The organism is Kitasatospora sp. NPDC057500 (assembly GCF_042802195.1).
In the GTDB taxonomy this organism is placed as follows: domain Bacteria; phylum Actinomycetota; class Actinomycetes; order Streptomycetales; family Streptomycetaceae; genus Kitasatospora.
The window spans coordinates 16011-42060 of record NZ_JBHVER010000053.1; the positions used below are offsets into that span (position 1 = coordinate 16011).

Consider the following 26050-nt stretch of genomic DNA (forward strand, 5'->3'; position numbering starts at 1 on the left):
CGACAGCCGGGCCCCCCGGCGGCCCGGTGCCCGGCCGCCGCTGCACCGCCCGCGGCGCGGGCCGAGGAGCGGGAAAGCCCGGCCCGGGCGGGCGCCGGTGGGCACCCCCCGGGCCGGGCGGTTGTTGCAGAACTGTCGAACAACCGGGCCGGTTCACGGCCCCGTCGCTGCGCCGGACGCGTCTCAGGCGTCGACGGTCTGCGGCTCCTCGGCGTCGGCCGGCGGGACCGCCTTGACCGAGTCGAGCAGCAGCTGGGCGACGTCGACGACCTTCAGGTGCTCCTTGGCCGCGCCCTCGTTCTTCTTGCCGTTGACCGAGTCGGAGAGCATGACCAGGCAGAAGGGGCAGGCGGTGGAGACGATGTCCGGGTTCAGGGACAGCGCCTCGTCGACGCGCTCGGTGTTGATCCGCTTGCCGATGCGCTCCTCCATCCACATCCGCGCGCCGCCGGCGCCGCAGCAGAAGCCGCGCTCCTTGTGGCGGTGCATCTCCTGCTGGCGCAGGCCCGGGACCTTGTCCATGATCTCGCGGGGCGGGCTGTAGACCTTGTTGTGGCGGCCCAGGTAGCAGGGGTCGTGGTAGGTGATCAGGCCCTCGACCGGGTTGACCGGCACCAGCCTGCCCTCGTCGATGAGGTGCTGGAGCAGCTGGGTGTGGTGGATGACCTCGAAGTGGCCGCCCAGCTGCGGGTACTCGTTGGCGATGGTGTTGAAGCAGTGCGGGCAGGTCGCCACGATCCGCTTGACCGGAGCGTCCTCCAGGGCCGCGTTCAGGGTCTCGACGTTCTGCGCGCCGAGCATCTGGAAGAGGAACTCGTTGCCCAGGCGGCGGGCGGAGTCACCGGTGCAGGACTCCTCCTTGCCGAGGATCGCGAACCGCACGCCGGCGGTGTGCAGCAGTTCGGCGAAGGCCTTGGTGGTCTTCTTGGCGCGGTCCTCCAGGGCGCCGGCGCAGCCCACCCAGTACAGGTACTCGACCTCGGCGGGGTCGATGTCCTCGCCGATCACCGGCACCTCGATGCCGGTCTCCTTCTTGAGCTCCTTGACCCAGTCCAGGCGGGCCTTGGTGGCCATGCCCCAGGGGTTGCCCTTGTTCTCCAGGTTCTTGAGCATGGTGCCGGCCTCGGTGGGGAACGAGGACTCGATCATCACCTGGTAGCGGCGCATGTCGACGATGTGGTCGATGTGCTCGATGTCGACGGGGCACTGCTCGACGCAGGCGCCGCAGGTGGTGCAGGACCACAGCACGTCGGGGTCGATGACGCCGTTCTCCTCGGCGGTGCCGATCAGCGGGCGCTCGGCCTCGGCCAGGGCGGCGGCGGGGACGTTCTCGAGCTGCTCGGCGGTGGCCTTCTCGGTGCCCTCCATGTCCTTGCCGCCGCCGGCGAGCAGGTACGGGGCCTTGCCGAAGGCGTGCTCGCGCAGGCTCATGATCAGCAGCTTCGGGGAGAGCGGCTTGCCGGTGTTCCAGGCCGGGCACTGCGACTGGCAGCGGCCGCACTCGGTGCAGGTGGAGAAGTCGAGGATGCCCTTCCAGGAGAAGTGCTCGACCTGGGAGACGCCGAAGACGGCGTCGTCGGCCGGGTCCTCGAAGTCGATCGGCTCGCCGCCGCTGGTCATCGGGCGCAGTTCGCCGAGCGCGGTGGAGCCGTCCTCCTCGCGCTTGAAGTAGATGTTGAAGAAGCCCAGGAAGCGGTGCCAGGCGACGCCCATCGAGGGGTTGACGCCGATGGTGATCGCCCAGGCGAAGGAGATGCAGATCTTCAGCATCGCGAAGAGGTAGACCAGGTTCTCCAGGGTGCCGTGGGACAGGCCGCGGAAGGCCACCACCAGCGGGTAGGAGATCAGGTACTTGGCCTCGTAGGAGCCGACGTGCTCCAGCGCGCCCTCCAGTCCGCGCAGGACCATGATGCACAGGCCGATGCCGAGGATCGTGTACTCGACGTAGAAGGCCTGCCAGGCGATCGAGCCGGCGAAGCGGGATTTGCGGCCCGCCCGGCCGGGCAGGCTGAGCAGGCGGATCACGATCAGCGTCGCGATGCCCAGCGTGGTGAGGGTGCCGACCAGTTCGGTGAACAGCTCGTACGGCAGCCAGCCGCCGAGCACCGGCAGCACGAACTCGGCGTCGAACAGCTGGAAGAACGCGGTCAGCAGGGTCAGGCCCAGGGTGAAGAAGCCGACCGCGACGAACCAGTGGGCGATGCCGACGATCCCCCAGCGGTTCATCCGGGTGTGGCCGACGAACTCCACGGCCACGGTCTTCACCCGCTGTGCGGGCTGCCCGAAGCGGGTGGGGTCCGGCTGGCCGGTGCGCACCACCCGGTAGATGTACAGCGCCGCACGAGCGGCGAGCGCGGTGCCGATCACAAAGGTGACCAGCGAGATGACGATCGCTGCTAGCTGCATCGGCTCTCCGTCTCCTGCGGCTTGCGTGTTGCCGGTGTTCAGTGTTCTCCGGGGGCAGTGTACTCGTCGGTAACTTCCTGGGCCGACGGGCCGGACATTACCGTTCGCCAACACTTCTCCTGAAGATGCTCAAGGTATGGCGGCAGTCACGTAAGTGCACTCCCGGGGGTGCAAACTCAGCAAAGTTGAGCGATGCCGACTCATAGCCGTTGACGCCCCTGCCGTCGTCATGCATCCTTGAGCCCGTAAAGCTCAACTCTTCCGTGGAGGTATCTACGATGGCACGCGCGGTCGGCATCGACCTCGGCACGACGAACTCGGTCGTCAGCGTTCTGGAGGGTGGCGAGCCCACCGTCATCACGAACGCCGAGGGCGCGCGGACCACGCCGTCCGTCGTCGCCTTCGCGAAGAACGGCGAGGTGCTCGTCGGCGAGGTGGCCAAGCGCCAGGCGGTCACCAACGTCGACCGCACCATCCGCTCGGTCAAGCGGCACATGGGCACCAGCTGGAAGATCGGGCTGGACGGCAAGGACTTCAACCCGCAGCAGATCAGCGCCTTCGTGCTGCAGAAGCTGAAGCGCGACGCCGAGGCCTACCTGGGCGAGCAGGTCACCGACGCCGTCATCACCGTCCCGGCGTACTTCTCCGACTCCGAGCGCCAGGCCACCAAGGAGGCCGGTGAGATCGCGGGCCTCAACGTCCTGCGCATCGTCAACGAGCCGACCGCGGCCGCCCTGGCCTACGGCCTGGACAAGGACGACCAGACCATCCTGGTCTTCGACCTCGGCGGCGGCACCTTCGACGTCTCCCTGCTGGAGATCGGCGACGGGGTCGTCGAGGTGAAGGCCACCAACGGTGACAACCACCTCGGCGGCGACGACTGGGACCAGAAGATCGTCGACCACCTGGTCAAGGTCTTCCAGGCCGGCCACGGCGTCGACCTGTCCAAGGACAAGATGGCCCTGCAGCGTCTGCGCGAGGCCGCCGAGAAGGCCAAGATCGAGCTGTCCTCGTCCTCCGAGACCTCGATCAACCTGCCCTACATCACGGCCTCCGCCGAGGGCCCGCTGCACCTGGACGAGAAGCTCACCCGCGCCCAGTTCCAGCAGCTCACCTCGGACCTGCTGGAGCGCTGCAAGATCCCGTTCCACAACGTGATCAAGGACGCGGGCATCGCCCTCTCCGAGATCGACCACGTCGTCCTCGTCGGCGGCTCCACCCGCATGCCGGCCGTCGCCGAGCTCGTCCGCGAGCTGACCGGCGGCAAGGACGCCAACAAGGGCGTCAACCCGGACGAGGTCGTCGCCATCGGCGCCGCGCTCCAGGCCGGTGTCCTCAAGGGCGAGGTCAAGGACGTCCTGCTGCTCGACGTCACCCCGCTGTCCCTCGGCATCGAGACCAAGGGCGGCATCATGACCAAGCTGATCGAGCGCAACACCACGATCCCGACCAAGCGCTCGGAGATCTTCACCACGGCCGAGGACAACCAGCCGTCCGTGCAGATCCAGGTCTACCAGGGCGAGCGCGAGATCGCCGCGTACAACAAGAAGCTCGGCATGTTCGAGCTGACCGGCCTGCCGCCGGCCCCGCGCGGCCTGCCCCAGATCGAGGTCACCTTCGACATCGACGCCAACGGCATCATGCACGTCGGTGCCAAGGACCTCGGCACCGGCAAGGAGCAGAAGATGACCGTCACCGGCGGCTCCGCGCTGCCGAAGGACGACATCGAGCGCATGATGCGCGAGGCCGAGCAGTACGCGGAGGAGGACCACAAGCGCCGCGAGGCCGTGGAGACCCGCAACCAGGCCGAGCAGCTCGTCTACTCCACCGAGAAGTTCATCGCCGACAACGCCGACAAGCTGCCGGCCGACGTCAAGACCGAGGTCGAGACCGCGATCGGCGAGCTCAAGGAGGCCCTGAAGGGCGAGGACATCGCGAAGATCCGCGAGGCCTCGGAGAAGGTCTCCACCACCGCCCAGAAGCTCGGCCAGGCCCTGTACGCCAACGCCGACGCCGCCGGTGCGGCCGGTGCGGGCGCGGGCGGCGACGCCGGTGACGCGGGCGCCAAGGACGACGACGTCGTCGACGCCGAGATCGTGGACGACGAGAAGCCCAAGGGCGGTGCGGCATGACGGAGAAGCCGCAGGGTGCCGAGCCCGGCGACGACTCCGCCGCCGAGGAGGCCGTGATCAAGGCTGCCGAGGAGGCCGCCGCGGCCGGGGCCGAGGGCTCCGCCTCCGGTGCCGACGAGGTCGCCGCGGCCAAGCGCGAGGCGGCCGAGCGCACGGCCGACCTCCAGCGCCTCCAGGCCGAGTACCAGAACTACCGCAAGCGGGTCGAGCGCGACCGGCTGACGGTCCGCGAGATCGCCGTCTCCAACATCCTGGAGTCGCTGATCCCGGTGCTGGACGACATCGGCCGCGCCCGCGACCACGGCGAGGTGACGGGCGGCTTCAAGTCCGTCGCGGAGTCGCTGGAGACGGTCGTCGCCAAGCTGGGCCTGCAGCAGTTCGGCAAGGAGGGCGAGCCCTTCGACCCGACCATGCACGAGGCGCTGATGCACAGCTACTCCTCGGAGGTCACCGAGGACACCTGCGTCCAGATCCTCCAGCCCGGCTACCGGATCGGCGAGCGGATCATCCGCCCGGCGATGGTCGCGGTCGCGGAGCCCCAGCCGGGCACCCAGACCGCGTCCGGCCCGGACGCCGACTCCGCCAAGGGCGGGGAGAAGAAGGACCAGGCCGACGGTGGCTCGGACAACTGACCACCGGTGACAGCTGACAACCCCTGCGCTGCGGAGTCGTACGCCGGCCAGTACGGCGGCCGGCTCCGCAGCGCGTTGTCGGCGTGCCCGGGCACGGACCGCCGTGCCCGGCCCGTTGACAGCACTGTGACGATGGACCTCGGGAGGTGGCGCCGGCCATGAGCGGCAAGGACTACGTGGAGAAGGACTACTACAAGGTCCTCGGCGTGCCCAAGGACGCCAGCGCCACAGAGATCAAGAAGACCTACCGCAAGCTGGCGCGCGAGTTCCACCCCGACGCCAACAAGGGCGACACCAAGGCCGAGGAGCGGTTCAAGGACATCTCCGAGGCGTACGACGTCCTCTCCGACGAGAAGCGCCGCAAGGAGTACGACGAGGCCCGCAGCCTCTTCGCCAACGGCGGCTTCCGGCCCGGCGGCCCGGGCGGCACCGGGAGCTACAGCTTCGACTTCGGCGACCTCTTCAGCGGCAGCCAGGGCGGCGGCGCCGCCGGCGGCGGGCTCGGCGACGTCTTCGGCGGCCTGTTCAACCGCGGCGGCCGGCAGGCCCAGCCGCGGCGCGGCGCCGATGTCGAGACCGAGGTGACGCTCTCCTTCGAGGAGGCCGTCGACGGCGCCACCGTCCCGCTGCGGATGACCAGCCAGGCCCCCTGTCGGCTCTGCAACGGCACCGGTGCCAAGTCCGGCACCACCCCGCGGGTCTGTCCGACCTGCGTCGGCTCCGGCACGGTCAGCCGCGGCCAGGGCGCCTTCGCGCTCTCCGAGCCCTGCCGGGACTGCCGCGGCCGCGGCATGATCGTCGACGACCCGTGCCCCGACTGCCACGGCAGCGGCCGTGCCAGCTCCGCCCGCACCATGCAGGTCCGGATCCCGGCCGGCGTCCAGGACGCCCAGCGGATCCGCCTCAAGGGCAAGGGCGCCCAGGGCGAGCGCGGCGGCCAGCCCGGCGACCTGTACGTCACCGTCCACGTCGACCCGCACCCGGTCTTCGGGCGCAAGGCCGACAACCTCACCGTGACCGTCCCGGTGACCTTCCCCGAGGCCGCGCTCGGCGGCACCATCGAGGTGCCGACCCTGAACGGCCCTTCGGTGAAGCTCAAGCTGCCGCCGGGCAGCGCCAACGGCCTCACCCTGCGGGCCCGCGGCAAGGGCGCCACCCGCAAGGACGGCACCCGCGGCGACCTGCTGGTCACCGTGGAGGTCGTGGTGCCCCAGCACGTCACCGGCGACGCGCTGACCGCTCTGGAGCAGTACCGCGAGGCGACCGCCTCCGACGACCCGCGAGCCGCCCTCTTCCGGGCGGCGGAGGGAGCGTGACGACCAGATGACCCCCGACGACCCCATCGGCCCCGGCCTCGGCGAAGGCCTCCCCGGAGGCGGCGCCCGCCGCACCACCCGCCGGACCGCCCCGCAGCCGCAGTACGTGCTCACCGAGGAGACCCCGGTCTACGTGATCTCGGTGGCCGCCGAGCTCTCCGGCCTGCACCCGCAGACCCTCCGCCAGTACGACCGGCTCGGCCTGGTCTGCCCCGACCGCACCGCCGGACGGGGCCGGCGCTACTCCGCGCGCGACATCCAGCAGCTGCGCGAGGTCCAGCGGCTCTCCCAGGACGAGGGCATCAACCTGGCCGGGATCAAGCGGATCATCGAGCTGGAGAACCAGGTCGCCGCGCTCCAGTCCCGGATCGCCGAACTGGCCGACTCCCTGGAGGGGGCCGCCACCGCGCTCCAGCAGCGCGAGGCCACCATCCACGCCTCCTACCGCCGCGATCTCGTCCCCTACCAGCCGCCCACCCCGCACTCCAGCGCCCTGGTCGTCTGGCGCCCCAAGCGCTGACGGCCGTCCCGCCGCTCCGCCGCCGGTTTCCCCCTGGCCGGGGGGTGCCGGCGGCGCGGCGTTGGTGAGAGAGTGTGCACCTGTCCCAGTTCCACGAGCCATCCCTTCCTCACCCGGCGGAGGAGCTGCCCCCCTTAAACTCCGTTGAGCGAGATCTCGGGTTTCGGACAGACGGCAAGGAGCCTCAGATGAGTGGACGAGCACAGCTCGGTCCCATCCCAGGTGGGGTGCCCGCCCTCTCAGCGGAGGCCCGCGCCCTTTACCTGGAGGTCGTCAAGTCCGGCGGCCGCCTGTCGCGAAGCGCGAACTTTCCCGCCAACGACCGCTCCTTGAACGAGCTCATCGAAATCGGACTCCTGGTCCCGGATTCGGACGACAAGGGCACGCTGATCGCGGTGGACCCCGCCCAGCTTTCCGCCCGGCTGAGCGGCACCTGGCAGCGCCAGGCACTGGACCTGCTGTCGCGCGCGGTATCCCTGCCCGTTGAACTCCAGGAACTCGCCCAGGAATTCCACTCCCCCGAGAAAACCGGAGGCTCGGTCGAGTACGTTCAAGGCAAGGTTCTGATCAATCAGCGGCTGGACCAGTACATGGCCGCCGGGGCCGAGGAAACCCTCGCGCTCCAGCCGGGCGGCCCCCGCCCCCCGGAGCTGCTCGCAGCCATGGTCGAACGCGATCTGGAGGCCCTGGGCCGCGGCACCACAATGCGGACGATCTACCATGCCAGCACCCGGTACCACCAGCCCACCCGCGATTACGTCGCCCGGCTGGCGAGAGCCGGCGCCCAATACCGGACCCTCGACGAGCCCTACACCCGCCTCATCGTCATAGACCGACGACTGGCCGTCATCCCAGTGGCCGACGACATGACACTGGCGGCATTCATATTCGAGCCGGTCATTGCCAATTATCTGGTCGAAGAGGTCTTCGAGCCGAGTTGGAGCCGGGCCCTGGATTTCGACGGCGATCGCGCCGTCCCGCACCAGGTCGTCTCACGGCTCCGTCAGACGATCATCGACCTGCTGCTCGCCGGGACCAATCACCGGGTCATCGCACGCCGTCTGGGAATCAGCGAAAGAACTCTGGCGAGGCACATCGCCGAAATGCGGGAGGAGTACAACGTCGACTCCCTCTTTCAGCTGGGCTACGTCCTGGCCCGCGCCTCGGAAGGCCCTGCAGGCACAGGTCGCTCCCCGTCCGCGGCGGCCCCGGAGCTGTGAACCAAGGCGGCCTGCCCAAGGATCCAGCCCCCGCTCCGGGCGCCGCGTCCGTCAGGCGGCACGACCTGGCATGACGTCAGGACCAGCCGATATCGGTTTCGAGCAGAGCCACCACGGACTGCGCGTCTCGCTCGGGCTCGGCAACCGCGCCCGAGGCAGCGAAGAACGCACCGGCCAACGCCGCAGCGCTGACCACCAGAGGCAGCAGCGCCTTACGGACAAACTGGCGCATGCGGGACATTGCGCCCACCCCTTCCCTTGCGCTCATCGGAACTAGTCACTATTGATCGCACTAGCGTCCAACATGTTGCCGCACATCATGTGCCCGTGCCAACCCGGCGGTTCCACAGAACTGCGTCATCTCCCTGCCAGGCATCCAGATGACACGGGCCAACCCTGGACGGGGCAGCCGTACGCGATGGACGATCAGTTCGCTCTCGATAGTCCGACAACGCCAGCATCATGGCAATGTCCATTCAATTACATGCTCCACAAGCACCCGTGAGCACCAGCCAGATCAGCCCTGTCAACGTCGGCCGGCTCTCCCACACCGAGCCGGAAGGCAGCCTCCCCGGAGTCGACATGACCGAGCCCTACCTGCGTCACCACGACAGCCAGGCCCATGAGGGCCGGCGTGCACGCGTGTTCCTGGCCGCGCCGCTGATGCGGCTGACCGGGCCGGCGGACAGCGTGGTGACGCTCGCCAGCCGGACGCGGCTGACGACGCTCCGCACCACCCTCCTCCGCAGCGGCGCCGCCGTGTACAGCGCCCACCACAGTGACGCCTGGACCGTCGCCGGGCGCGCCCCCGAGCCCCGCGTTCCGTCCGACTTCCGCGCGCTGCAGTCCGCGGACCTGGTCTTCGCCTACGTCGGCGCGCCGCTCTCCGCCGGCGTCAGCCTGGAGCTGGGCTGGGCGTCGGCGCTGCGCAAGCCGATCGTCCTGCTCGTGGACGAGGCCATCACCCACAACCCGCTGATCGCCACCATCGAGCAGGTCGCCCCCGTCCTGCCGCTGGTCTTCGACGACACCTGGTCCCAGGAGGCCCTCCACCACACCGTGGAGACCGCCCTCGACTGGGCCGGCATGGCGCTCTCGCTGCGCGAGGGCTTCTGGACCGCCCCCGGCGAGCAGTTCACCGTCCCCCGCCAGCAGCCCCCCGCCGTCGGCCCGTCCGGCTACTGGCCCACCGGCGCCGCCACCGGCTGACCCCGGCTCGGGCATCGCGGCTCCCCCGCGTCCGCCGACCGAGCCGGAACAGGCCGCGTGGTCGACCGTCGCGCGGTCCGGGCGGGCCGACGGTTCGTCGAGCGTGCGCACGGAACCCCGTCGGTGCTCCGGGGAGAGCCGTTCGATCTCGTGCCGGATCCGCTCCGTGTCCGCCGGGTGGTGCACCCCGGCCGGCTGGTCCCCCCGGCTCGGTGCGCTGTCGTACGCCCCGGTCAGGTCCCCCACCAGTAGCGGCAGTTGCTCCGCCCCAATCACGGGCCGGGTGCCCACCGCCCGGATCCTCGCACCGATGCGTTCGGTGACCGCGCGCGGATCGACCGCACGGTACGAGGCGTCCAGCGCCTGCGGCGCCAGGAGCCCCAGCCCGACCAGGCGCTCCGGCGCGGCGGTGTCCCCGGCCCCCGCCTCGGCGGCGCGCACCCGGCCGCCCTCCCGCGCGGCGTCGTCCAGAAGCGCGGCGGCCGGCAGCTCCGAGGGCGTCCGGCTGTCAGGCATCGTGTTCCCCCCGCATCTGCCAGCCGAGCTGGAACAGCGTCTCGGCGTCGTACAGCTCCCGCAGCCGCGCGATGTGGCCGGCCACCGTCCGCTCGCTCAGCCCCAGCCGCGAGGCCACCGCGCGCTGGGTGAGGCCCTGGGCGAGGAGACGGCCGATGTGGTCGTGGGCGGCGGTGTCCTCGGCGGGGTGCGTGGGGCGGGCGGCGCGGGACCAGTCGCGTTCGAAGACCCCGAGGAGGAACTCCACCGTTGCCGGGTCCTCGATGAAGGCGGCCGCCCAGTGGTCGCCGGGGCCACCGGGCGCGGGGATCACGGCAGTCCTGCGGTCGTAGATGTGCAGGCGCTGGAACGGCTCGTCCAGGGTGCGGAAGCGGGCGCCGAGAGCGGTCGCGCGGCCGACGTACTCGGCGGTGGCCCGGTCCGCCAGGACGCCGTGGGCGTAGAGGACCCGGATGCTGCCGCCGGCGCCGGCGAACCGGCGGATCCGTCCGAGGAAGGCGGCGAGGAAGTCGGCCGTCCGGGCGGCGCCGGGCTGGGCGGCGAGGATCTCCTCCCGGCAGTCCGCCTCGATCCGGGCGAGCCGCTCGGAGATCGCCTCGCGGCCCTCGACGTGCTGCACGTCCTGCGAGGGGCTCTTCCGGTGGGACTCGTTCTCGTAGGCCTTGGCGAGATCGTCGAGCAGGGCCGGGAGTTCCTCGGCCTGGACGAGCAGCCGGGTGCCCTCGGCGCGGAGTTCGGTGCTGATCCGCTCGCTCACGGAGCGCGGGTTGACGGCGGTGTGGGCACCGGTCTCCGGCCGGACCGCCAGCAGCCCGAGCGCCTCCAGGCGCTTCAGTGCCGCGCTGTCGACGGCGTCCGGATCGGTCGGGTCGGTCGAGTCGTCCGGGTCGGTCGGGTCGCTCGTCCCGGCCGCGTCGAGGCTGCCGCCGCGGCCGAGGATCCGCAGGTAGAGCTCCTGCGCGGCCGTGTCCAGCCGGCCCGTCCCCTCGCCGAACATGGTCAACGCTCCACCTCCCGGCCCGCGTCCGCGCCCGGTCCGGGCTGTGCGGCCCTGATCTGCCAGCCCAGCTGGAAGAGCGTCTCGGCGTCGTACAGCTCCCGCAGCCGCGCGATGTGGCCGGCCACCGTCCGCTCGCTCAGGCCCAGCCGGGTCGCGACGGCGCGCTGGGTGAGCCCTTGGGCGAGGAGCCGGCCGACCTGCTCGTGCGGCGGCCGCTGCCCGGGGCGCGGGGCGGGCTCGGCGCAGTCCGTCCAACGGACCCGTTCGGCACGCTGCCAGTCCCGCTCGAAGGCCTCCACCAGGAAGGCCACCACGGCGGGGTCCTCGACGAAGGCCGCGCTGCTGTTGTCGCCCGAGGCCGGGATCACCGCGACGCGCCGGTCGTAGACCAGCACCCGCCGGAACGGCTCGGCCAGCACCCGGTACCGGCACCCGATGCCGGTCGCCGCGGCGGCGAACCCGGCCGTCGGCCCGTCCGTCCGCACGCTCGGCTCGTACAGCCCGCGCACGGTGCCGCCGCCCTCCACGATCTGCCGGAGCCGCTTCAGCGCGTCCGGCAGCCCCTCGGCCGGCCGGGGGCCGCCGGGTTGCGCCATGAGGAGTTCCTCCCGGCACTCGGTGTCGAGCTGGGCGAGCCGGTGCCGGATCGCGCCGAAGCCGTGCGCGTGCGCGACCTTGCCCGAGCGGTCGGCCCGCCGTGGCACGGCGTCGTACGCCCGCGAGAGCTCGGCGAACCGCGCGGGGGTCTCGTCCGCCTCGGCCAGCAGTCTGCTGCCGGCCGCGCGCAGTCCGGCGGCGATCCGGCCGGTCACGGCCCGGGGGTTCACCGTGGCGTATCCCCCGTCCTCCACCCTGGGCACGACGAGCCCGAGGTCGAGCAGGACGGCCAGCGGGGCTTCGTCGGCCGGACCGACCTCGTCCTTCCTGATCGAGCCGCCGCTGCCGAGCACGGCCAGGTAGAAGGCGCGGTCCGCCTCGCTCAACCGCACGCCGGCCCGGGGCTCAGGCATCGTGTTCACCCCGCATCCGCCGGCCGGGCTGGAAGAGGGTCTGCGCGCCGTGGCGGTCGCGCAGCCGGGAGATGCGGGCGGCGACGGTGCGCTCGCCCAGGCCCAGCCGGGTGGCGACGGCGCGCTGGGTGAGGCCCCGGGCGAGGAGGCCGGTGATCCGGGCGGCGGCCCGGTGCGGGGTGGTGGTGGACCAGTCGACGGCCAGGGCCCGGGACCGGTCACGCTCGAAGACGGAGACCAGCGCGGCCACCGTGGCCCGGTCGGTGATGAAGGCGGCGGCGCCGTGGTCGGCCCGTGCGGAGACGACGGCCGTCGACCGGTCGACGATGATCGTCCGGTCGAACGGTTCGTCCAGCAGGCGGATCTGCGAGCCGTGACGGGTGACCGCGCCCGCGTACTCGATCACGGCGGGTCGGCGACGGGCCGCGGGTCGGTAGCTGGTTCGCATCCGGCGTCCGGTCACCAGCAGCGGGAGGTCCTGGCTGAGTGCCGGCTCCGGGGTGACGGCCCGGCGCGGTCCGGGCCGGGCCGTCAGGAGTTCGTCCTGGCACTCCGCGAGCAGCCGCGAGATCCGGTGCCGGATGGCGGCCCGGCCCTCGACGTGGTGCGCCTCGAAGCCCTGGTGCGCGGCGTCGTAGGCCGCGGTGAACGGGGCGAGGGCCTCGGGGAGGCTCTCGGCGCGCAGCAGGGGGCGGGTGGCCTCCCCGCGGAGTCCGGCGGCGAGGCGGTCGCCGGCCGCTCGGGGGTCGGCCGCGGCGTAGCCCGGGGCGCCGGGGGCCAGCAGGCCCCGCGCGAGTAGGGCGGCCGGGCCGGCGGCGGGCGGTGCGGCGAGGTGGCCGCCGTTCGCGAGGGCCGCCAGGTAGAGCGTGCGCTCGCCCGGCGTGAGGTCATCCGCCGTCACGACCGCCCCGCATCAGCCAGCCGAGCTGGAAGAGGGTCTGCGCGCCGTAGCGGTCGCGCAGCCGGGAGATGTGGGCGGCGACGGTGCGCTCGCTCAGGCCCAGCCGGGTGGCGACGGCGCGCTGGGTGAGGCCCCGGGCGAGCAGCCGGCCGACCCGGTCGGGGGCGCTGTGGGCGGGGCCCTGGCTGAGGACGGCGGACCAGTCGGTGGCGTCGGCGCGGGACCAGTCGCGTTCGAAGGCGTTGACGATGAAGGCGATCGCGGCCGGATCGGTGATGAACGCGGCGGTGCTGTGGTCGTCGCTGGCGGAGATGACCGCGACCGAGCGGTCGAAGACCATCAGCCGCTCGAAGGGCTCGTCCAGGATCCGGATCAGCGAGCCGCGCCGGGTGACCTCCTCGACGTAGGCGATCGCGGCCGGTTCGGAGATCGCGACCGGCTGGTAGATGGTGCGCAGCGAGCAGCCGCGCTGGAGGAGTTGCACGTCCTGCTGGATGGCGATCTTGAGCGCGTCCGGCGGGCGGGCGCCCGGCTGGACGGTGAGGACCTCGGTGCGGCAGTCGGCGACCAGCTGGGAGATCCGCTGCCGGATGTGGACGTGGCCCTCGATGTAGACCGCACCGCCGGAGCGCTCCGGCGGGCGGGGCATCGCGTCGTAGGCGCGGGTGAGGGTGTCCAGGGCGCCGGGCAGGTTCTCGGCGCGCACCAGCAGCCGGGTGGCCTCGCTGCGCAGCTCCGTGCCGAGGCGGTCGCTGACCGAGCGGGGGCTGACGGCGGTGTAGCAGGCGTCCATCGGGTTGGGCATCAGCAGGCCGATGGAGACGAGTCGGCGGACGGCGTCGCGGTCGGCCTCGGGGATGTCGGCGAACCGGACCCGGCCACCGCCGGCGAGGACCGCGAGGTAGACGCGACGTGCGGCCTCGTCGGGCTCGCCGACCGCCGCGGCGCCGGCCGCGCTCCCGTCGCCGGCGGCGGCGCCCTGGGTGGTGCTCGGGTTCGCCGTCGCCTCGAACGTCACGTCGAACGCTCCCTGCCGGATGCTCTGGGGTGTTGGTGCTCCGCCTGCCGCGCGCGACGGCCGGCGATGATCAAGGTACTGGCGCCCGACGGTCCCCCGGACCCCGGGTGCCGTCGCACTCGGGTCCAGGGGCCGTCGGTGTACGCCGGTCCCAGCGCTTCCGTCGAGGCGGAGCAGCAACGCCTCGACGGCTCCGGTCCCGGGGGCCATCACCACACATGGCGTCCCGGCCGGCGCTCTCCCCCCCGATATGCAGGTACGTGCGGACGTACCGGTCGCATCCAGTATGAAGAGCAAGTCGCCTTACTCGGGCTGCGGTTGCCCGGACGACCTGGCGTGCCTCCACCCTCACAGCGTGACGGCCGGTGAACAAGTGCCGCCCTGCTGCATGTTCTCGCAATTGCAGGAACCTGCACCGGCGGTCCGGCGCCTGCTGCCGCAGGCGGCTTCCGGTTTCTGCGAACGTGCAGGTCAGCGCCGTGGGGTGGAGTTTTTCCGACCGTCCGGCCGGTCGGTGACGGAGTCGCGTGTTCCGGAACCCGGCCGGTCGCCGGGCGCTCCGCCGGCCGCCGGGCGGGCCAGCAGGCGGCCGCCGGCCAGGCCGGTCGCCGTGCCCGCCGCCGCGAGGGCCCAGCCGGCCAGCAGCAGGACGAACAGGCCCGCCGCGAGCGCCGTGAAGCCGGGGAAGCCGGTGTGCCGGGCGAGCGCGGCCGCGCCGGTGACGCAGGTGCCGACCGGGAAGGTGAACGCCCACCAGGTCATCGCGAATCCCATGCCGGCCCGCCGGGCCCGCAGGTTGGCGATGACCGCGAGCGGCAGCCAGAGCATCGCCGCGCCGAGCACCGCCACCCCGAACAGCTCGGCGAGGGCGCGTGCGGCGGGGGCCAGTTCGGGGAGCACCGGGCCGGCGGCGTCGGCGAGTTGGTGGACGGCGGTGGTGGACTGGCCGAGCGGGCCGAGCACCAGGAACAGCGTCGGGGTGAGCGCCAGGGCGGGCAGCCCGCTGTGCACCAGGCCGGTGAGCACCACCGGCAGCACCGCCAGGGTGGCGAGCAGACCGATCCCGAACAGCGCCGCGCAGCCGTACAGCAGTGCCTCCCGGGCCGGGCCGGCCGGCAGGTGCGGGACCAGCGCGGGACCGGTGGCGGAGGCGACCAGCGGGGCGACCACGGGCAGCAGCCAGGTCGGGTTGGCGGTGAGCGGGGAGACGGTGTGCCGGGTGATCATCAGGTACGGGATGCCGGCCGCGACGGCGAGCGCGTACAGCGTGCCGGCCGTCCAGAGCACGAGGTCGAGCGCGACGGCAGGGCCGGTGCCGATGACCCGGGAGCCGACGGTCAGGGTGCCGAGGCCGACCGAGAGCAGCGCCATCGGCGGGCAGCCGTAGAAGACGGCGGTGGCCGGCTCGTCCAGCAGGTGGGCGCGGGCGGCCGTGCGGTGCCGGGTGAGGTGGACGGCCCGGGCGGCGCCGAGCACCAGCAGTCCGGCCAGCCCGAGCGCCCACATCAGCTCGGCGAAGCCGGTCAGGCCCGGCCAGTGGACCGGGAGCGCGGCCGCACCGTTGGCCGTGATCGCCGTCCCCATGACCACCGCGTACCAGTTGGGGCCGAGCTGGGCGAGGTCGGGGCGGCGGACGCGGAGGGACGCGGCGGGGCCGGGAACGGGGCTGGGGGCGGGGCTGAGCAGGGTGGCCATGGCACCCACCGTCGCCCGGGGCGGCGGGCGCCGGTAGCGCCGTGCGCTCTATGAGGGCATAGCCTGAACCTATGGCCCTCTCCCCGCGCGTCCCCGAACTCGGTGCGCTGGAGCTGCTGCTCGCGGTGGCCCGGCTCGGCAGCGTCGGGCGGGCGGCCGCCGAACTCGGGGTGAGCCAGCCGACCGCGAGCGCCCGGATCAAGGGCATGGAGCGGCAGATCGGCGTAGCGCTGCTGGAGCGCTCCCCGCGCGGCTCCCGGCCCACCGAGGCGGGCCGGCTGGTGGTCGAGTGGGCGCGGCAGGTGGTGGAGGCGGCGCAGGCGCTGGACGCCGGGATCGACGCGCTGCGCGAGCGCCGGGACGCCCGGCTGACCGTGGTGGCCAGCCTGACCGTCGCCGAGTACCTGATGCCGGGCTGGCTGCTGGCGCTGCACGCGGTCAGCCCGGGCACCGCGGTGACGCTGCGCACCGCCAACTCGGCGGACGTGGCCGGCCACGTGCTGGCCGGGGACGCCGACCTCGGCTTCGTCGAGGGGCCGCTGCCCCCGGCGGGGCTGGCGGGCGCGGTGGTGGCGGCCGACCGGCTGGTGGTCGTGGTGGCGCCGGACCACCCGTGGGCGCGGCGCCGCTCGCCGCTGTCCGGCCGGGAGCTGGCGGCCACCCCGCTGGTGCTGCGCGAGCCGGGGTCGGGGACGCGGGAGGTGCTGGAGATGGCGCTGGCGCCGTACGGGGGCACCGCGCCGCCGCGGCTGGAGCTGGCCTCGTCGACGGCGCTGAAGGCGGCCGCGATGACCGGGGCCGGGCCGGTCTGCCTGAGCGAGCTGGCAGTGGTGGAGGAGCTGGCGACCCGGCGGCTGGTGGCGGTGCGGCTGGCGGAGGAGCTGGACCTGCGGCGGCCGCTGCGGGCGGTCTGGCCGGCCGGGCAGCGGCCGACCGGCCCGGCCAGGGAGCTGCTGGCGCTGACCCGGCGGACGGCGGGGACCCACCAGGCGCGGATGGCGCAGGCACGGGCGCTGCCGCCGAAGGCCGCCCGCAGGCCCGCCGCCGCGCCCGAGCGTCCCGCACTGCGGGCCCGCCCCGACCGTTCACCCAAAAGTTGAGCGGAATAGACTCAACTTAGTGCATGCTGTAGAGAGCAGACATCACGCACGACGAGGAGGACCCCCCAGCAGTGGACGCCAGCAAGTTCACCACCAAGACGCAGGACGCCCTGTCCGCCGCGATCCGGCAGGCCGGCGCCGTCGGCAACCCGGACGTCAAGCCGGTGCACATCCTGATCGCCCTGCTGGAGCAGCCCGAGGGCATCGCCAAACCGCTGCTGGAGGCGGTCGGCGCGGACGTGCCCCGGGTCGACGCCGAGGCCCGCCGCCTGCTCACCGCACTGCCCAGCGCCTCCGGCGCCACCGTCGCCGCGCCGCAGCTGGCCCGCGACACCCTGGCCGTGCTGACCGAGGCCGGCAAGCGCGCCGACGACCTCGACGACCAGTACGTCTCCACCGAGCACCTGCTGGTCGGCCTGGCCGCCGAGGGCGGGCCGGTCGCCGAGCTGCTGGTACGCCAGGGCGCCACCCCGAAGGCGCTGCTCGCCGCGTTCAAGGACGTCCGCGGCAGCGCCCGGGTCACCTCGCCGGACCCCGAGGGCACCTACAAGGCGCTGGAGAAGTACGGCACCGACCTCACCCAGGCCGCCCGGGACGGCAAGCTCGACCCGGTGATCGGCCGGGACCAGGAGATCCGCCGGGTGGTCCAGGTGCTCTCCCGCCGGACCAAGAACAACCCGGTGCTGATCGGCGAGCCCGGCGTCGGCAAGACCGCCGTCGTCGAGGGCCTGGCCCAGCGGATCGTGGCCGGCGACGTGCCGGAGTCGCTGCGCGGCAAGCGCCTGGTCGCCCTGGACCTCGGCGCGATGGTCGCCGGCGCCAAGTACCGCGGCGAGTTCGAGGAGCGGCTGAAGGCCGTCCTCAACGACATCAAGCAGAGCGACGGCCAGGTCGTCACCTTCATCGACGAGCTGCACACCATGGTCGGCGCGGGCGCCGGCGGTGACTCGGCGATGGACGCCGGCAACATGCTCAAGCCGATGCTGGCCCGCGGCGAGCTGCGGATGGTCGGCGCCACCACCCTGGACGAGTACCGCGAGCGGATCGAGAAGGACCCGGCCCTGGAGCGCCGCTTCCAGCAGGTGCTGGTCGGCGAGCCCAGTGTCGAGGACTCCATCGCCATCCTGCGCGGCCTCAAGGGCCGCTACGAGGCGCACCACAAGGTGCAGATCGCGGACGCCGCCCTGGTCGCCGCGGCCACCCTCTCCAACCGGTACATCACCTCCCGCTTCCTGCCCGACAAGGCGATCGACCTCGTCGACGAGGCGGCCTCCCGGCTGCGGATGGAGATCGACTCCTCCCCGGTCGAGATCGACGAACTCCAGCGCGCCGTCGACCGGTTGCGGATGGAGGAGCTGGCCCTGGAGAAGGAGTCGGACCCGGCCTCGGTCGACCGGCTGGCCCGGCTGCGCCGCGATCTCGCCGACAAGAACGAGCAGTTGAGCGTGCTCACGGCCCGCTGGGAGCAGGAGAAGAAGAGCCTGAACCGGGTCGGCGAGCTCAAGGAGCGGCTGGACGACCTGCACGGCGCGCTCGAACGCGCCCAGCGGGACGGCGACTTCGAGCGCGCGTCCAAGCTCATGTACGCCGAGGTCCCGGCCGCCGAGAAGGAGCTCGCCGACGCCCAGGAGCGCGCCGCCGGCGAGGACGCCTCCGCCTCGATGGTCAAGGAGGAGGTCGGCCCGGACGACGTGGCGGACGTGGTGGCCTCCTGGACGGGCATCCCGGCCGGCCGGCTGATGGAGGGCGAGAGCGCCAAACTCCTCCGCATGGAGGACGAGTTGGGCCGGCGCCTGATCGGCCAGGCGGAGGCCGTGCAGGCCGTCTCGGACGCCGTGCGGCGCACCCGCTCGGGCATCGCCGACCCGGACCGCCCGACCGGCTCGTTCCTCTTCCTCGGCCCGACCGGCGTCGGCAAGACCGAACTCGCCAAGGCGCTGGCCGACTTCCTCTTCGACGACGAGCGGGCGATGGTCCGCATCGACATGAGCGAGTACGGCGAGAAGCACTCGGTCTCCCGCCTGGTCGGCGCCCCGCCCGGGTACGTCGGCTACGAGGAGGGCGGCCAGCTGACCGAGGCCGTCCGCCGCCGCCCGTACAGCGTGGTGCTGCTGGACGAGGTGGAGAAGGCCCACCCCGAGGTCTTCGACGTGCTGCTGCAGGTGCTCGACGACGGCCGGCTCACCGACGGCCAGGGCCGCACGGTGGACTTCCGCAACGCGATCCTGATCCTCACCTCCAACCTGGGAAGCCAGTACTTGGTCGACCCGGCCACCCCGGAGGAGCGGAAGAAGGACCTCGTGCTGGAGTCGGTGCGGGCCGCCTTCAAGCCGGAGTTCCTCAACCGGCTCGACGACATCGTGGTCTTCGACCCGCTGGGCACCGCCGAGCTGACCCGGATCGTCGACCTCCAGGTGGCCCGGCTGGGCGACCGGCTGCGCGAGCGCCGGCTCACCCTGGAGGTCTCCGCGGCCGCCCGGGACTGGCTGGCGCTCACCGGCTACGACCCGGCGTACGGCGCCCGGCCGCTGCGCCGGCTGGTGCAGTCCGCGATCGGCGACCAGCTGGCCCGGGCGATCCTGGCGGGCCAGGTGCACGACGGCGACACCGTGCTGGTCGAGCGGGACGAGGACGGCGACCGCCTCACCGTCCGTGCCCGCGGACCGCTGGAGAAGTAGCCCCGCGTCACCGCCGAACGATCATGGCCCGCCCCCTCGGTTTCCGGGGGGCCGGCCATGGTCCGGTCATGCCCCGCCGGGTTGCGGCCACCCCTGTGAGGCGGGCCCCGGATGAGGCAGGATGGACTCGGAAGGGCGGCCTCTCATTGCCGACCACCACGTGCACTGAGGAAGAGGACCCCATGAGCATCGACCCGTCGTCCATCCCGTCGTTCGGCATGCCCCAGGGCGGCGGCCAGCCCGGAGGCCAGGGCGGGCGTCCGGCCGGCCCGCCGCCGATCATCGTCCCGGACCAGAACCTGGTGGGCCAGCTCCTCGACCAGATGCAGCTCAAGCACGGCGTCGACGAGGAGGGCGACCTCACCGCCCCCTGGGAGGGCTTCCGCGTCTACTACATGTTCCGCGGCGAGCAGAAGGAGCTCTTCGCGGTCCGGGCGTTCTACGACCGCCCGTACCCGCTGGAGAAGAAGGGCGAGGTCCTCGACCTGATCGACGAGTGGAACCGTGAGACCCTCTGGCCCAAGGTCTACACCCACACCCACGAGGACGGCGTGGTCCGCCTGATCGGCGAGGCCCAGATGATCGTCGGCACCGGCGTCAACCTGGACTACTTCGTCACCACCACCGCCAACTGGACCCAGGCCGCCGTCGGCTTCGAGCAGTGGATCGTCGAGCGCCTCGGCCTCCAGGACGAGATCGAGGGCGAGGGCGGCGAGGACAAGCCGTCCGACGGCACCGACGAGAGCTGAGGCCTCCCCCGGACAGCCCTCCGTGCGGCCCGCCACCGGCACCCGGTGGCGGGCCGTCCTTGTCCCCGGACGCCTTCTGCCCCGAGGATGGGCCGACCACGAGCCGTAAGGAGCCGAGATGGGTGCGAGGCCGCTGCTGAACCGCCGACTGGCCGGGATGGGCACGACCGTCTTCGCCGAGATGTCCGCGCTGGCCACGGCCACCGGCTCGATCAACCTCGGCCAGGGCTTCCCGGACACCGACGGCCCCGAGGAGGTCCGCGAGGCCGCCGTCCGGGCCCTGCGCGAGGGCCGCGGCAACCAGTACCCGCCCGGCCCCGGCATCCCCGAGCTCCGCCAGGCGATCGCGGAGCACCAGCAGCGCCGCTACGGCCTCGGCTACGACCCGGACACCGAGGTGCTGGTCACCGCCGGCGCCACCGAGGCCATCGCCGCCGCCCTGCTCGCCCTGCTGGAGCCCGGCGACGAGGTGATCGCCCTCGAACCCTTCTACGACTCCTACGCCGCCTGCATCGCCATGGCCGGCGCCGTCCGCGTCCCGCTCACCCTGCGCGCCCCGGACTTCCGCCCCGACCTCGACGAGCTGCGCGCCCTGGTCACCCCGCGCACCCGGCTGCTGCTGCTCAACTCCCCGCACAACCCGACCGGCCTGGTCCTCACCCCCGACGAGCTCACCGCCATCGCCGAACTCGCCGTCGAACGCGACCTGCTGGTGGTCACCGACGAGGTCTACGAGCACCTCGTCTTCGACGGTGCCCACCACCCCGTCGCCGCCCTGCCCGGGATGCGCGAGCGCACCGTCTCCATCTCCTCGGCCGGCAAGACCTTCTCCTTCACCGGGTGGAAGGTCGGCTGGGTGACCGGCACCCCCGAACTGGTCACCGCCGTCCGCACCGCCAAGCAGTACCTCACCTACGTCAGCGCCGGCCCCTTCCAGTACGCCGTCGCCGAGGCCCTGCGGCTGCCCGACTCCTACTTCGACGCCTTCCGCGCCGACCTCCGCCACAAGCGCGACCTGCTCGCCGAAGGCCTCGCCACCGCCGGCTTCCGCGTCTTCCGCCCCGAGGGCACCTACTTCATCACCACCGACATCACCCCCCTGGGCGAGAGCGACGGCATCGCCTTCTGCCGCACCCTGCCCGAACGCTGCGGCGTCGTCGCCATCCCCAACGCCGTCTTCTACGACAACGTCGAAGCCGGCCGCCCCCTGGTCCGCTTCACCTTCTGCAAGCAGACCACCGTCCTGGAGGAAGCGGTCGACCGCCTTTCCCGGCTGTCCCGCCCCTGACTCGTCGCCGGAATCTCTCGCACGCCCTGACGATTCGTCAATTCATCTGGTGTGCCGTGCTTTTGTGCTGCCCTCCGGACAGTTCGTGCTGCCCGGGCGGCAGGGGCGGGTGGGGGTGGTGGGGTTGTGCGGGCGGGGGGACATGGGTGGGGCGCAGGGGACGCGTGGGCGGCGCGTGGGTGGTGTGCACGGCGCGCGGGCCGGGGTGAAGGGCGCGCGCGGTGCATAGTCGTACACCGGGTCGATCAGAGCATGGAAGCAGATGTGCTCGAAACGGTGAATGCTTGACAAAGTTGGGTAAATCACCGACGGACCCGGCGTATTCGTGCTTCTCTGCTGCTGAATCTCCAGCCGGAATCCCTCCTTCCACGGTCGGCCGCGCCCTGGACCGCACAGCCACGAACAGCCTCGCCTTTGCCTGGGCCTACTCGCTGCTGCTCGGCGGGCGCGCACGGAGCTGAAACGCGGAGCCGAGCATGCTCACCACTTTGCAGACCTCCTACACGGACACCCGCGCGGGTGACCTGGCCTGGTGCCTGGGCGGCGAACCGCTGCCCGCCCTCGCGGTCCGCGACCTGAGACTCGACGGCCCCGGCCACCCCGGCCCGCCCGGCACCCTCCAGCTGCGGCTGCTGGGCGCCTCCCACCAGGTGGTGATCGCCGCCGGTCCCGGCCACTGCCTGGAGACCGTCGCCTGTCTGCCCGGCCGCCGCACGCCGCTGCCCGCCCGGGTGGCCAAGCAGGTGGACGGCTGGGAGTACGAGTTCGCCGCCCGGATCGAGGCGCTGCCTCCGCACGACTTCGCGGCCCGCGCGCAGGAGTTGCTGGCCCTGGTCGAGGGGCACCCGCGCGGGCTGGCCGGCGTCTTCCCCGGCAATCCCAGCGCCTTCACCGCGCTGGTCGCCCAGGGCGGCGCGGACCGGCTGCTCTGGCGCACCTGGCACGCCTATCCGCAGGAGGGGCAGCTGGTCTGCACCCGGTCCTCGCTGGTGGTGCCCCGATGACCGGCGCCGGTGACGCGACCGTCGGCGACGAGCCGCCCATAGCCCGGCCCACCGGCTTTCATTCGCACGCAGGAACGATTCGTCAACCTGCCGTACCGCGCTGTCCGTCGAATGGGCGCAGCCGTCCGTCCCGCACGTCGCCTAGCGTTTGTTCGTGATCAATCATCCGGCCGGTCCGCCGCCCGCACAGCCGAGCCTCGACCTCGACGACGGCAGCCCGCCCCGGCCCGGGCGGAGCCCGGCCCCGCTGCCCGCCCGCCGCCGCTCCCGGCTGCGCGCCCGCCCCGAGCTGGCCCGGCTGGTCGTCCTGCTGGCCGCGTTCGTCTGTGCTGCCTGCGGGCTCGTCTACGAGCTGGAACTCGTGGCCCTCGGCGACTATCTGCTCGGGGACTCGGTCACCCAAACCTCGGTCGTGCTCTCCGTCATGGTGTTCGCGATGGGCCTCGGCTCGCTGCTCGCCAAACGGTTCACCCGCCGACCGGCCACCGCCTTCGCCCTGGTCGAGTGCGCCCTCGCGCTGACCGGCGGCCTGTCCGTCCTGGCGATCTACTCCTGCTGGGCCTGGGTCGGCCACCACCAGGCCGCCGTCATCGGGCTGACCTGCCTGATCGGCGTCCTCATCGGCGCCGAGATCCCGCTGCTGATGACCCTCGTCCAGCGGATCCGCCGGGAGGACGCCGGACGCGCTGCCGCCGACCTGTTCGCCGCCGACTACGTGGGCGCGCTGATCGGCGGGCTCGCCTTCCCGTTCCTCATCCTGCCCGTGCTGGGCCCCGGCAGCGGCGCGCTGGTCACCGGCGCGGTCAACGCCGTCGCCGGGGCCGCCGTGGTGCTCTGGCTCTTCCGCGAGGAACCCGCGCCCCGGGTGCGGCTGCTGCTCTGGGGCGGTTGCGGGCTGGTGCTGGCCCTGCTCGCCGCGGCGTCCGCCTGGTCCGACGCGGTCGAACGCGCCGCCCGGCAGGCCCTGTACGGCGGGCAGGTCCGCTCCGTCAGCCAGAGCCGCCACCAGGAGATCGTGCTCACCGGCCCCGCCGAGGGCCCGCTGCGGCTCTACCTCGACGGCCGGCTCGCGGTCTGCGGGCCCGACGAGTACCGGGGCAACGAGGGCCTGGTCCACCCCGCGATGGCCGCCGGGCCGGACGCCCGGGTGCTGCTGCTCGGCGGCGGGGACGGGCTGGCCCTGCGGGAGGTGCTGCGGCACCGCGGCGTGCGCTCGGTGCTGGTGGTCGACCACGACCCGGCGCTCCCCCGGCTGGCGCGTACCGACCCCGGCCTCGCCGCGCTCTCCGGCCGCTCGCTGGACGATCCCCGGGTGCGCACCGCCCAGGCCGACCCGCTGGAGTGGCTGCGCACCGTCCGCCCCGGCCCCGGGGAGTCCTTCGACGTCGTGCTCGCCGACCTGCCCGCACCCGCCGACGGCGGGCCGGTGACGTTCCACTCCCAGGAGTTCTACGGCCTCACCACCCGGCTGCTCGCCCCCGGCGGACGGCTGGCCGTCCGCGGCGGCGACGAGCAGCACGGGTGGCAGGGGCTGTGGCAGGCGGAGTCGGGGCTGCGGGCCGCCGGGCTGCGGACCGTCCCGTACGCGGTGGCGGGCAGTGCGACGGCCAGCTGCCGCCCGGGGCCGGAGGGCAGCCAGAGCTTCCTGCTCGCCGCGGCCGCCCAGCCGCCGCTCACCCTCGCGCCGGACGCGCCGCCACCGCGCGCCCTCACCCCGGACACCCTGCGCACCTCCGCCGCGCGTCTCACCGCCCTCCGCCCCCTCCACCCGCCCGCCGCCCTCACCCTCCTCGGCCCGCACTGACGCGGGAGCAGCCCCCCCGTAGCCCCCCGCGGCTCCCGGGCAGGCCGCGGGCACCGGCGGGAACGCACGGGCCCGCGGGCCTGCGGGGCGGCGGCGCGCAGGCAGGTCGGGGACAGGGCGGGGCCGGGAGCGGGGTTCGGTCGGTAGGCTCCGTGGCATGGAGCATGAGGTTGTCGTCCCGATGCCGGCCGGGCAGGTCCGGCAGGCCCTGCAGGATCCGGCGCTGCTGGCGCGTTCCGTGCCGGGGCTGAGCACCGAACCCGCCGCCGTCGGCAGTGGCGGGGCGGAGGAGATCGGCGGGCGGCTGAAGCTGCGGATCGGCACCTCCACCATCACCTACAAGGGCGTGCTCTCGCTGATCGAGGGCCGCGAGGGCGTGCTGACCGCGTTCGCCGAGGGCCAGGAGGCGCGCGGCAGCGGCGAGGCGACCGCGACGGTCCGGATCAGCGTCGCCGAGGGCGCCGGGGAGGGGACCGCGGTGGTCCGCTTCACCGGTGACCTGAGCGCCACCGGGCGGCTCGCCGAGTTCGACGGCGAGACGCTCGCCACGGCCGGCCGCCGGCTGCTGGACCGCTTCGCCGCCGCCCTGACCTCCCCGGAGGACGAGGCCCCGGCCGACGGGGCGGACCTCGACGGTGACACCGAGGACGAGCGCGACGACGCGGCGGCGCAGGCGGAGGAGCCGGACGGGGAGGCCACCGTGGTGTTCCTGGAGGACCGCCAGGAGGACCGCGAGGACGAGCCCGGCGACGACCTCGACGACGACCTCTCCGACCTCATCGCCTTCTCCGACGACGACGCCGAGCGCTTCGGCCTCCCGGTCGGGAACGCCGGCGCGGACGCCGACGACGTCGACGAGCCCGCCGGACCCGCCGCGGCCGGGGAGCCCGCCGCCGGCGCCGAGGAGGAGGTCTCCGCCGAACTCCCCGCCGAGCCGCCGTTCGGCTACGAGCAGGAGCCGGTGCTCGGCGGCCCGGTGCGCCGCAGCATCGTCGGCCGCTCCGCCGAGGAGGTCGACCACGCCCCGCCGCGCGGCCCGTACGCGCCGGCCCTGCCGGCCCGCAGTGCCAAGGCCCGGGCGGCCTCCCGCTGGGGCGGGGACGTCGGCGGCATCGTGGTGCCGGGCGTCGGCGGCCGCAACGCGGTGCCGTGGATGATCGGCGGCGGGGTGGCCCTGCTGGGCGGCGCGGTGGTGCTGGTCAGGGCCCTGCGGCGGCGCTAGCGCCGATCGCGGGGCAGGCGGTCGCAGGGCCTAGACTGGACGCTCATGAGCAACGACCGCGACGCCCTGCTGGCACAGATCAAGGACAAGGCCGTCGTCCACGGCAAGGTCACCCTCTCCTCCGGCAAGGAGGCCGACTACTACGTCGACCTGCGCCGGATCACGCTGGACGGCCAGGCCGCTCCGCTGGTCGGCCGGGTGATGCTGGACGCCACCGCCCACCTGGAGTACGACGCCGTCGGCGGGCTGACCCTGGGCGCCGACCCGGTCGCCGCCGCGATGCTGCACGCCGCCGCCGCGCGCGGCCGCGAGCTGGACGCGTTCGTGGTCCGCAAGGCCGGCAAGGCGCACGGCCTCCAGCGCCGGATCGAGGGCCCGGAGGTCAAGGGCCGCCGGGTGCTGGCCGTCGAGGACACCTCCACCACCGGCGGCTCGGTGCTGACCGCCGTCGAGGCGCTGCGCGAGGCGGGCGCCGAGGTGGTCGGCGTCGCGGTGATCGTCGAGCGCGGCGGCGCCGCCGCGGTCGAGGCCGAGGGCCTTCCGTACGTCACCGCCTACACCCTGGAGGACCTGGGCCTCTGAGCCCGTCCCCCCTCCCCGCACGACGAACGGCCGGGGCCGGTGTGTTTC

The 26050-nt window shown here is 73.1% G+C and carries 21 protein-coding genes; 14 read left to right on the forward strand and 7 right to left on the reverse strand.

The annotated features are described in order from the left end of the window. Positions 1–183 precede the first annotated feature (183 nt). Complete coding sequence (locus ACFU74_RS14410; protein ID WP_380756244.1) at positions 184–2406, reverse strand: (Fe-S)-binding protein; 2223 nt, start codon at positions 2404–2406, stop codon at positions 184–186. A 278-nt stretch (positions 2407–2684) separates the two neighbouring features. Here ACFU74_RS14410 and dnaK point away from each other — a divergent pair, with 278 nt between their 5' ends. From dnaK to ACFU74_RS14435, 5 genes are all read left to right on the forward strand, one after another. Further along, on the forward strand, positions 2685–4538 hold the full coding sequence (gene dnaK, locus ACFU74_RS14415; protein WP_380756246.1) for a molecular chaperone DnaK: 1854 nt from the start codon (positions 2685–2687) through the stop codon (positions 4536–4538). After that, the gene (grpE, locus tag ACFU74_RS14420; RefSeq protein ID WP_380756248.1) at positions 4535–5170 is read left to right on the forward strand and encodes a nucleotide exchange factor GrpE; all 636 of its coding nucleotides are present in this window, start codon (positions 4535–4537) and stop codon (positions 5168–5170) included. The genes dnaK and grpE overlap by 4 nt, the downstream gene beginning before the upstream one ends. A 158-nt stretch (positions 5171–5328) precedes the next feature. Then, on the forward strand, positions 5329–6486 hold the full coding sequence (gene dnaJ, locus ACFU74_RS14425) for a molecular chaperone DnaJ (protein ID WP_380756249.1): 1158 nt from the start codon (positions 5329–5331) through the stop codon (positions 6484–6486). Between the two features lie 7 nt (positions 6487–6493). Further along, the gene (locus ACFU74_RS14430; protein WP_380756251.1) at positions 6494–7006 is read left to right on the forward strand and encodes a heat shock protein transcriptional repressor HspR; all 513 of its coding nucleotides are present in this window, start codon (positions 6494–6496) and stop codon (positions 7004–7006) included. Between the two features lie 188 nt (positions 7007–7194). Beyond that, entirely contained in the window at positions 7195–8226 is a 1032-nt protein-coding gene (locus ACFU74_RS14435; protein WP_380756253.1) for a helix-turn-helix domain-containing protein, read from the forward strand. 76 nt (positions 8227–8302) lie between these two features. On the opposite strand, the gene ACFU74_RS14440 is transcribed toward ACFU74_RS14435, so the two are convergent. Continuing rightward, on the reverse strand, positions 8303–8458 hold the full coding sequence (locus ACFU74_RS14440) for a hypothetical protein (protein ID WP_380756255.1): 156 nt from the start codon (positions 8456–8458) through the stop codon (positions 8303–8305). A gap of 269 nt (positions 8459–8727) precedes the next feature. Here ACFU74_RS14440 and ACFU74_RS14445 point away from each other — a divergent pair, with 269 nt between their 5' ends. Next, positions 8728–9435, forward strand: a complete 708-nt coding sequence (locus ACFU74_RS14445; RefSeq protein ID WP_380756257.1) for a hypothetical protein — start codon at positions 8728–8730, stop codon at positions 9433–9435. A gap of 508 nt (positions 9436–9943) precedes the next feature. Here ACFU74_RS14445 and ACFU74_RS14450 read toward each other — a convergent pair. The 5 genes from ACFU74_RS14450 to ACFU74_RS14470 form a co-directional block, all read right to left on the reverse strand. Beyond that, the gene (locus ACFU74_RS14450; RefSeq protein WP_380756281.1) at positions 9944–10948 is read right to left on the reverse strand and encodes a LuxR family transcriptional regulator; all 1005 of its coding nucleotides are present in this window, start codon (positions 10946–10948) and stop codon (positions 9944–9946) included. Positions 10949–10950: 2 nt separating this feature from the next. Beyond that, complete coding sequence (locus ACFU74_RS14455) at positions 10951–11961, reverse strand: LuxR family transcriptional regulator (RefSeq protein WP_380756259.1); 1011 nt, start codon at positions 11959–11961, stop codon at positions 10951–10953. Beyond that, positions 11954–12862 carry a LuxR family transcriptional regulator gene (locus ACFU74_RS14460; RefSeq protein ID WP_380756261.1) on the reverse strand — a complete coding sequence of 303 codons (909 nt, stop codon included), beginning with the start codon at positions 12860–12862 and terminating at the stop codon, positions 11954–11956. The genes ACFU74_RS14455 and ACFU74_RS14460 overlap by 8 nt, the downstream gene beginning before the upstream one ends. Then, positions 12849–13880, reverse strand: coding sequence for a LuxR C-terminal-related transcriptional regulator (locus ACFU74_RS14465; protein WP_380756263.1), 1032 nt, complete (start codon positions 13878–13880; stop codon positions 12849–12851). The genes ACFU74_RS14460 and ACFU74_RS14465 overlap by 14 nt, the downstream gene beginning before the upstream one ends. A gap of 471 nt (positions 13881–14351) precedes the next feature. Beyond that, positions 14352–15575 (reverse strand): TDT family transporter, encoded by a 1224-nt coding sequence (locus ACFU74_RS14470; RefSeq protein ID WP_380756265.1) that lies wholly within the window; start codon positions 15573–15575, stop codon positions 14352–14354. Between the two features lie 71 nt (positions 15576–15646). On the opposite strand from ACFU74_RS14470, the gene ACFU74_RS14475 reads away from it, so the two are divergent. The 8 genes from ACFU74_RS14475 (at position 15647) to pyrE (ending at position 26002) form a co-directional block, all read left to right on the forward strand. Next, positions 15647–16675, forward strand: coding sequence for a LysR family transcriptional regulator (locus ACFU74_RS14475; RefSeq protein WP_380756267.1), 1029 nt, complete (start codon positions 15647–15649; stop codon positions 16673–16675). Positions 16676–16746: 71 nt separating this feature from the next. Then, entirely contained in the window at positions 16747–19353 is a 2607-nt protein-coding gene (gene clpB / locus ACFU74_RS14480) for an ATP-dependent chaperone ClpB (RefSeq protein WP_380756269.1), read from the forward strand. Positions 19354–19535: 182 nt separating this feature from the next. After that, complete coding sequence (locus tag ACFU74_RS14485; RefSeq protein ID WP_380756271.1) at positions 19536–20102, forward strand: YbjN domain-containing protein; 567 nt, start codon at positions 19536–19538, stop codon at positions 20100–20102. Positions 20103–20220: 118 nt separating this feature from the next. Beyond that, positions 20221–21390 carry a pyridoxal phosphate-dependent aminotransferase gene (locus ACFU74_RS14490; RefSeq protein WP_380756273.1) on the forward strand — a complete coding sequence of 390 codons (1170 nt, stop codon included), beginning with the start codon at positions 20221–20223 and terminating at the stop codon, positions 21388–21390. A 476-nt stretch (positions 21391–21866) separates the two neighbouring features. Further along, positions 21867–22394: a DUF2617 family protein gene (locus ACFU74_RS14495; protein ID WP_380756275.1), complete on the forward strand. Its 528-nt coding sequence runs from the start codon at positions 21867–21869 to the stop codon at positions 22392–22394. A 154-nt stretch (positions 22395–22548) separates the two neighbouring features. Next, on the forward strand, positions 22549–24198 hold the full coding sequence (locus ACFU74_RS14500; protein WP_380756277.1) for a polyamine aminopropyltransferase: 1650 nt from the start codon (positions 22549–22551) through the stop codon (positions 24196–24198). Between the two features lie 157 nt (positions 24199–24355). Next, the gene (locus tag ACFU74_RS14505) at positions 24356–25420 is read left to right on the forward strand and encodes a hypothetical protein (RefSeq protein ID WP_380756279.1); all 1065 of its coding nucleotides are present in this window, start codon (positions 24356–24358) and stop codon (positions 25418–25420) included. Between the two features lie 45 nt (positions 25421–25465). Next, the gene (gene pyrE, locus ACFU74_RS14510) at positions 25466–26002 is read left to right on the forward strand and encodes an orotate phosphoribosyltransferase (RefSeq protein ID WP_030304482.1); all 537 of its coding nucleotides are present in this window, start codon (positions 25466–25468) and stop codon (positions 26000–26002) included. The last annotated feature ends 48 nt before the right edge of the window (positions 26003–26050 follow it).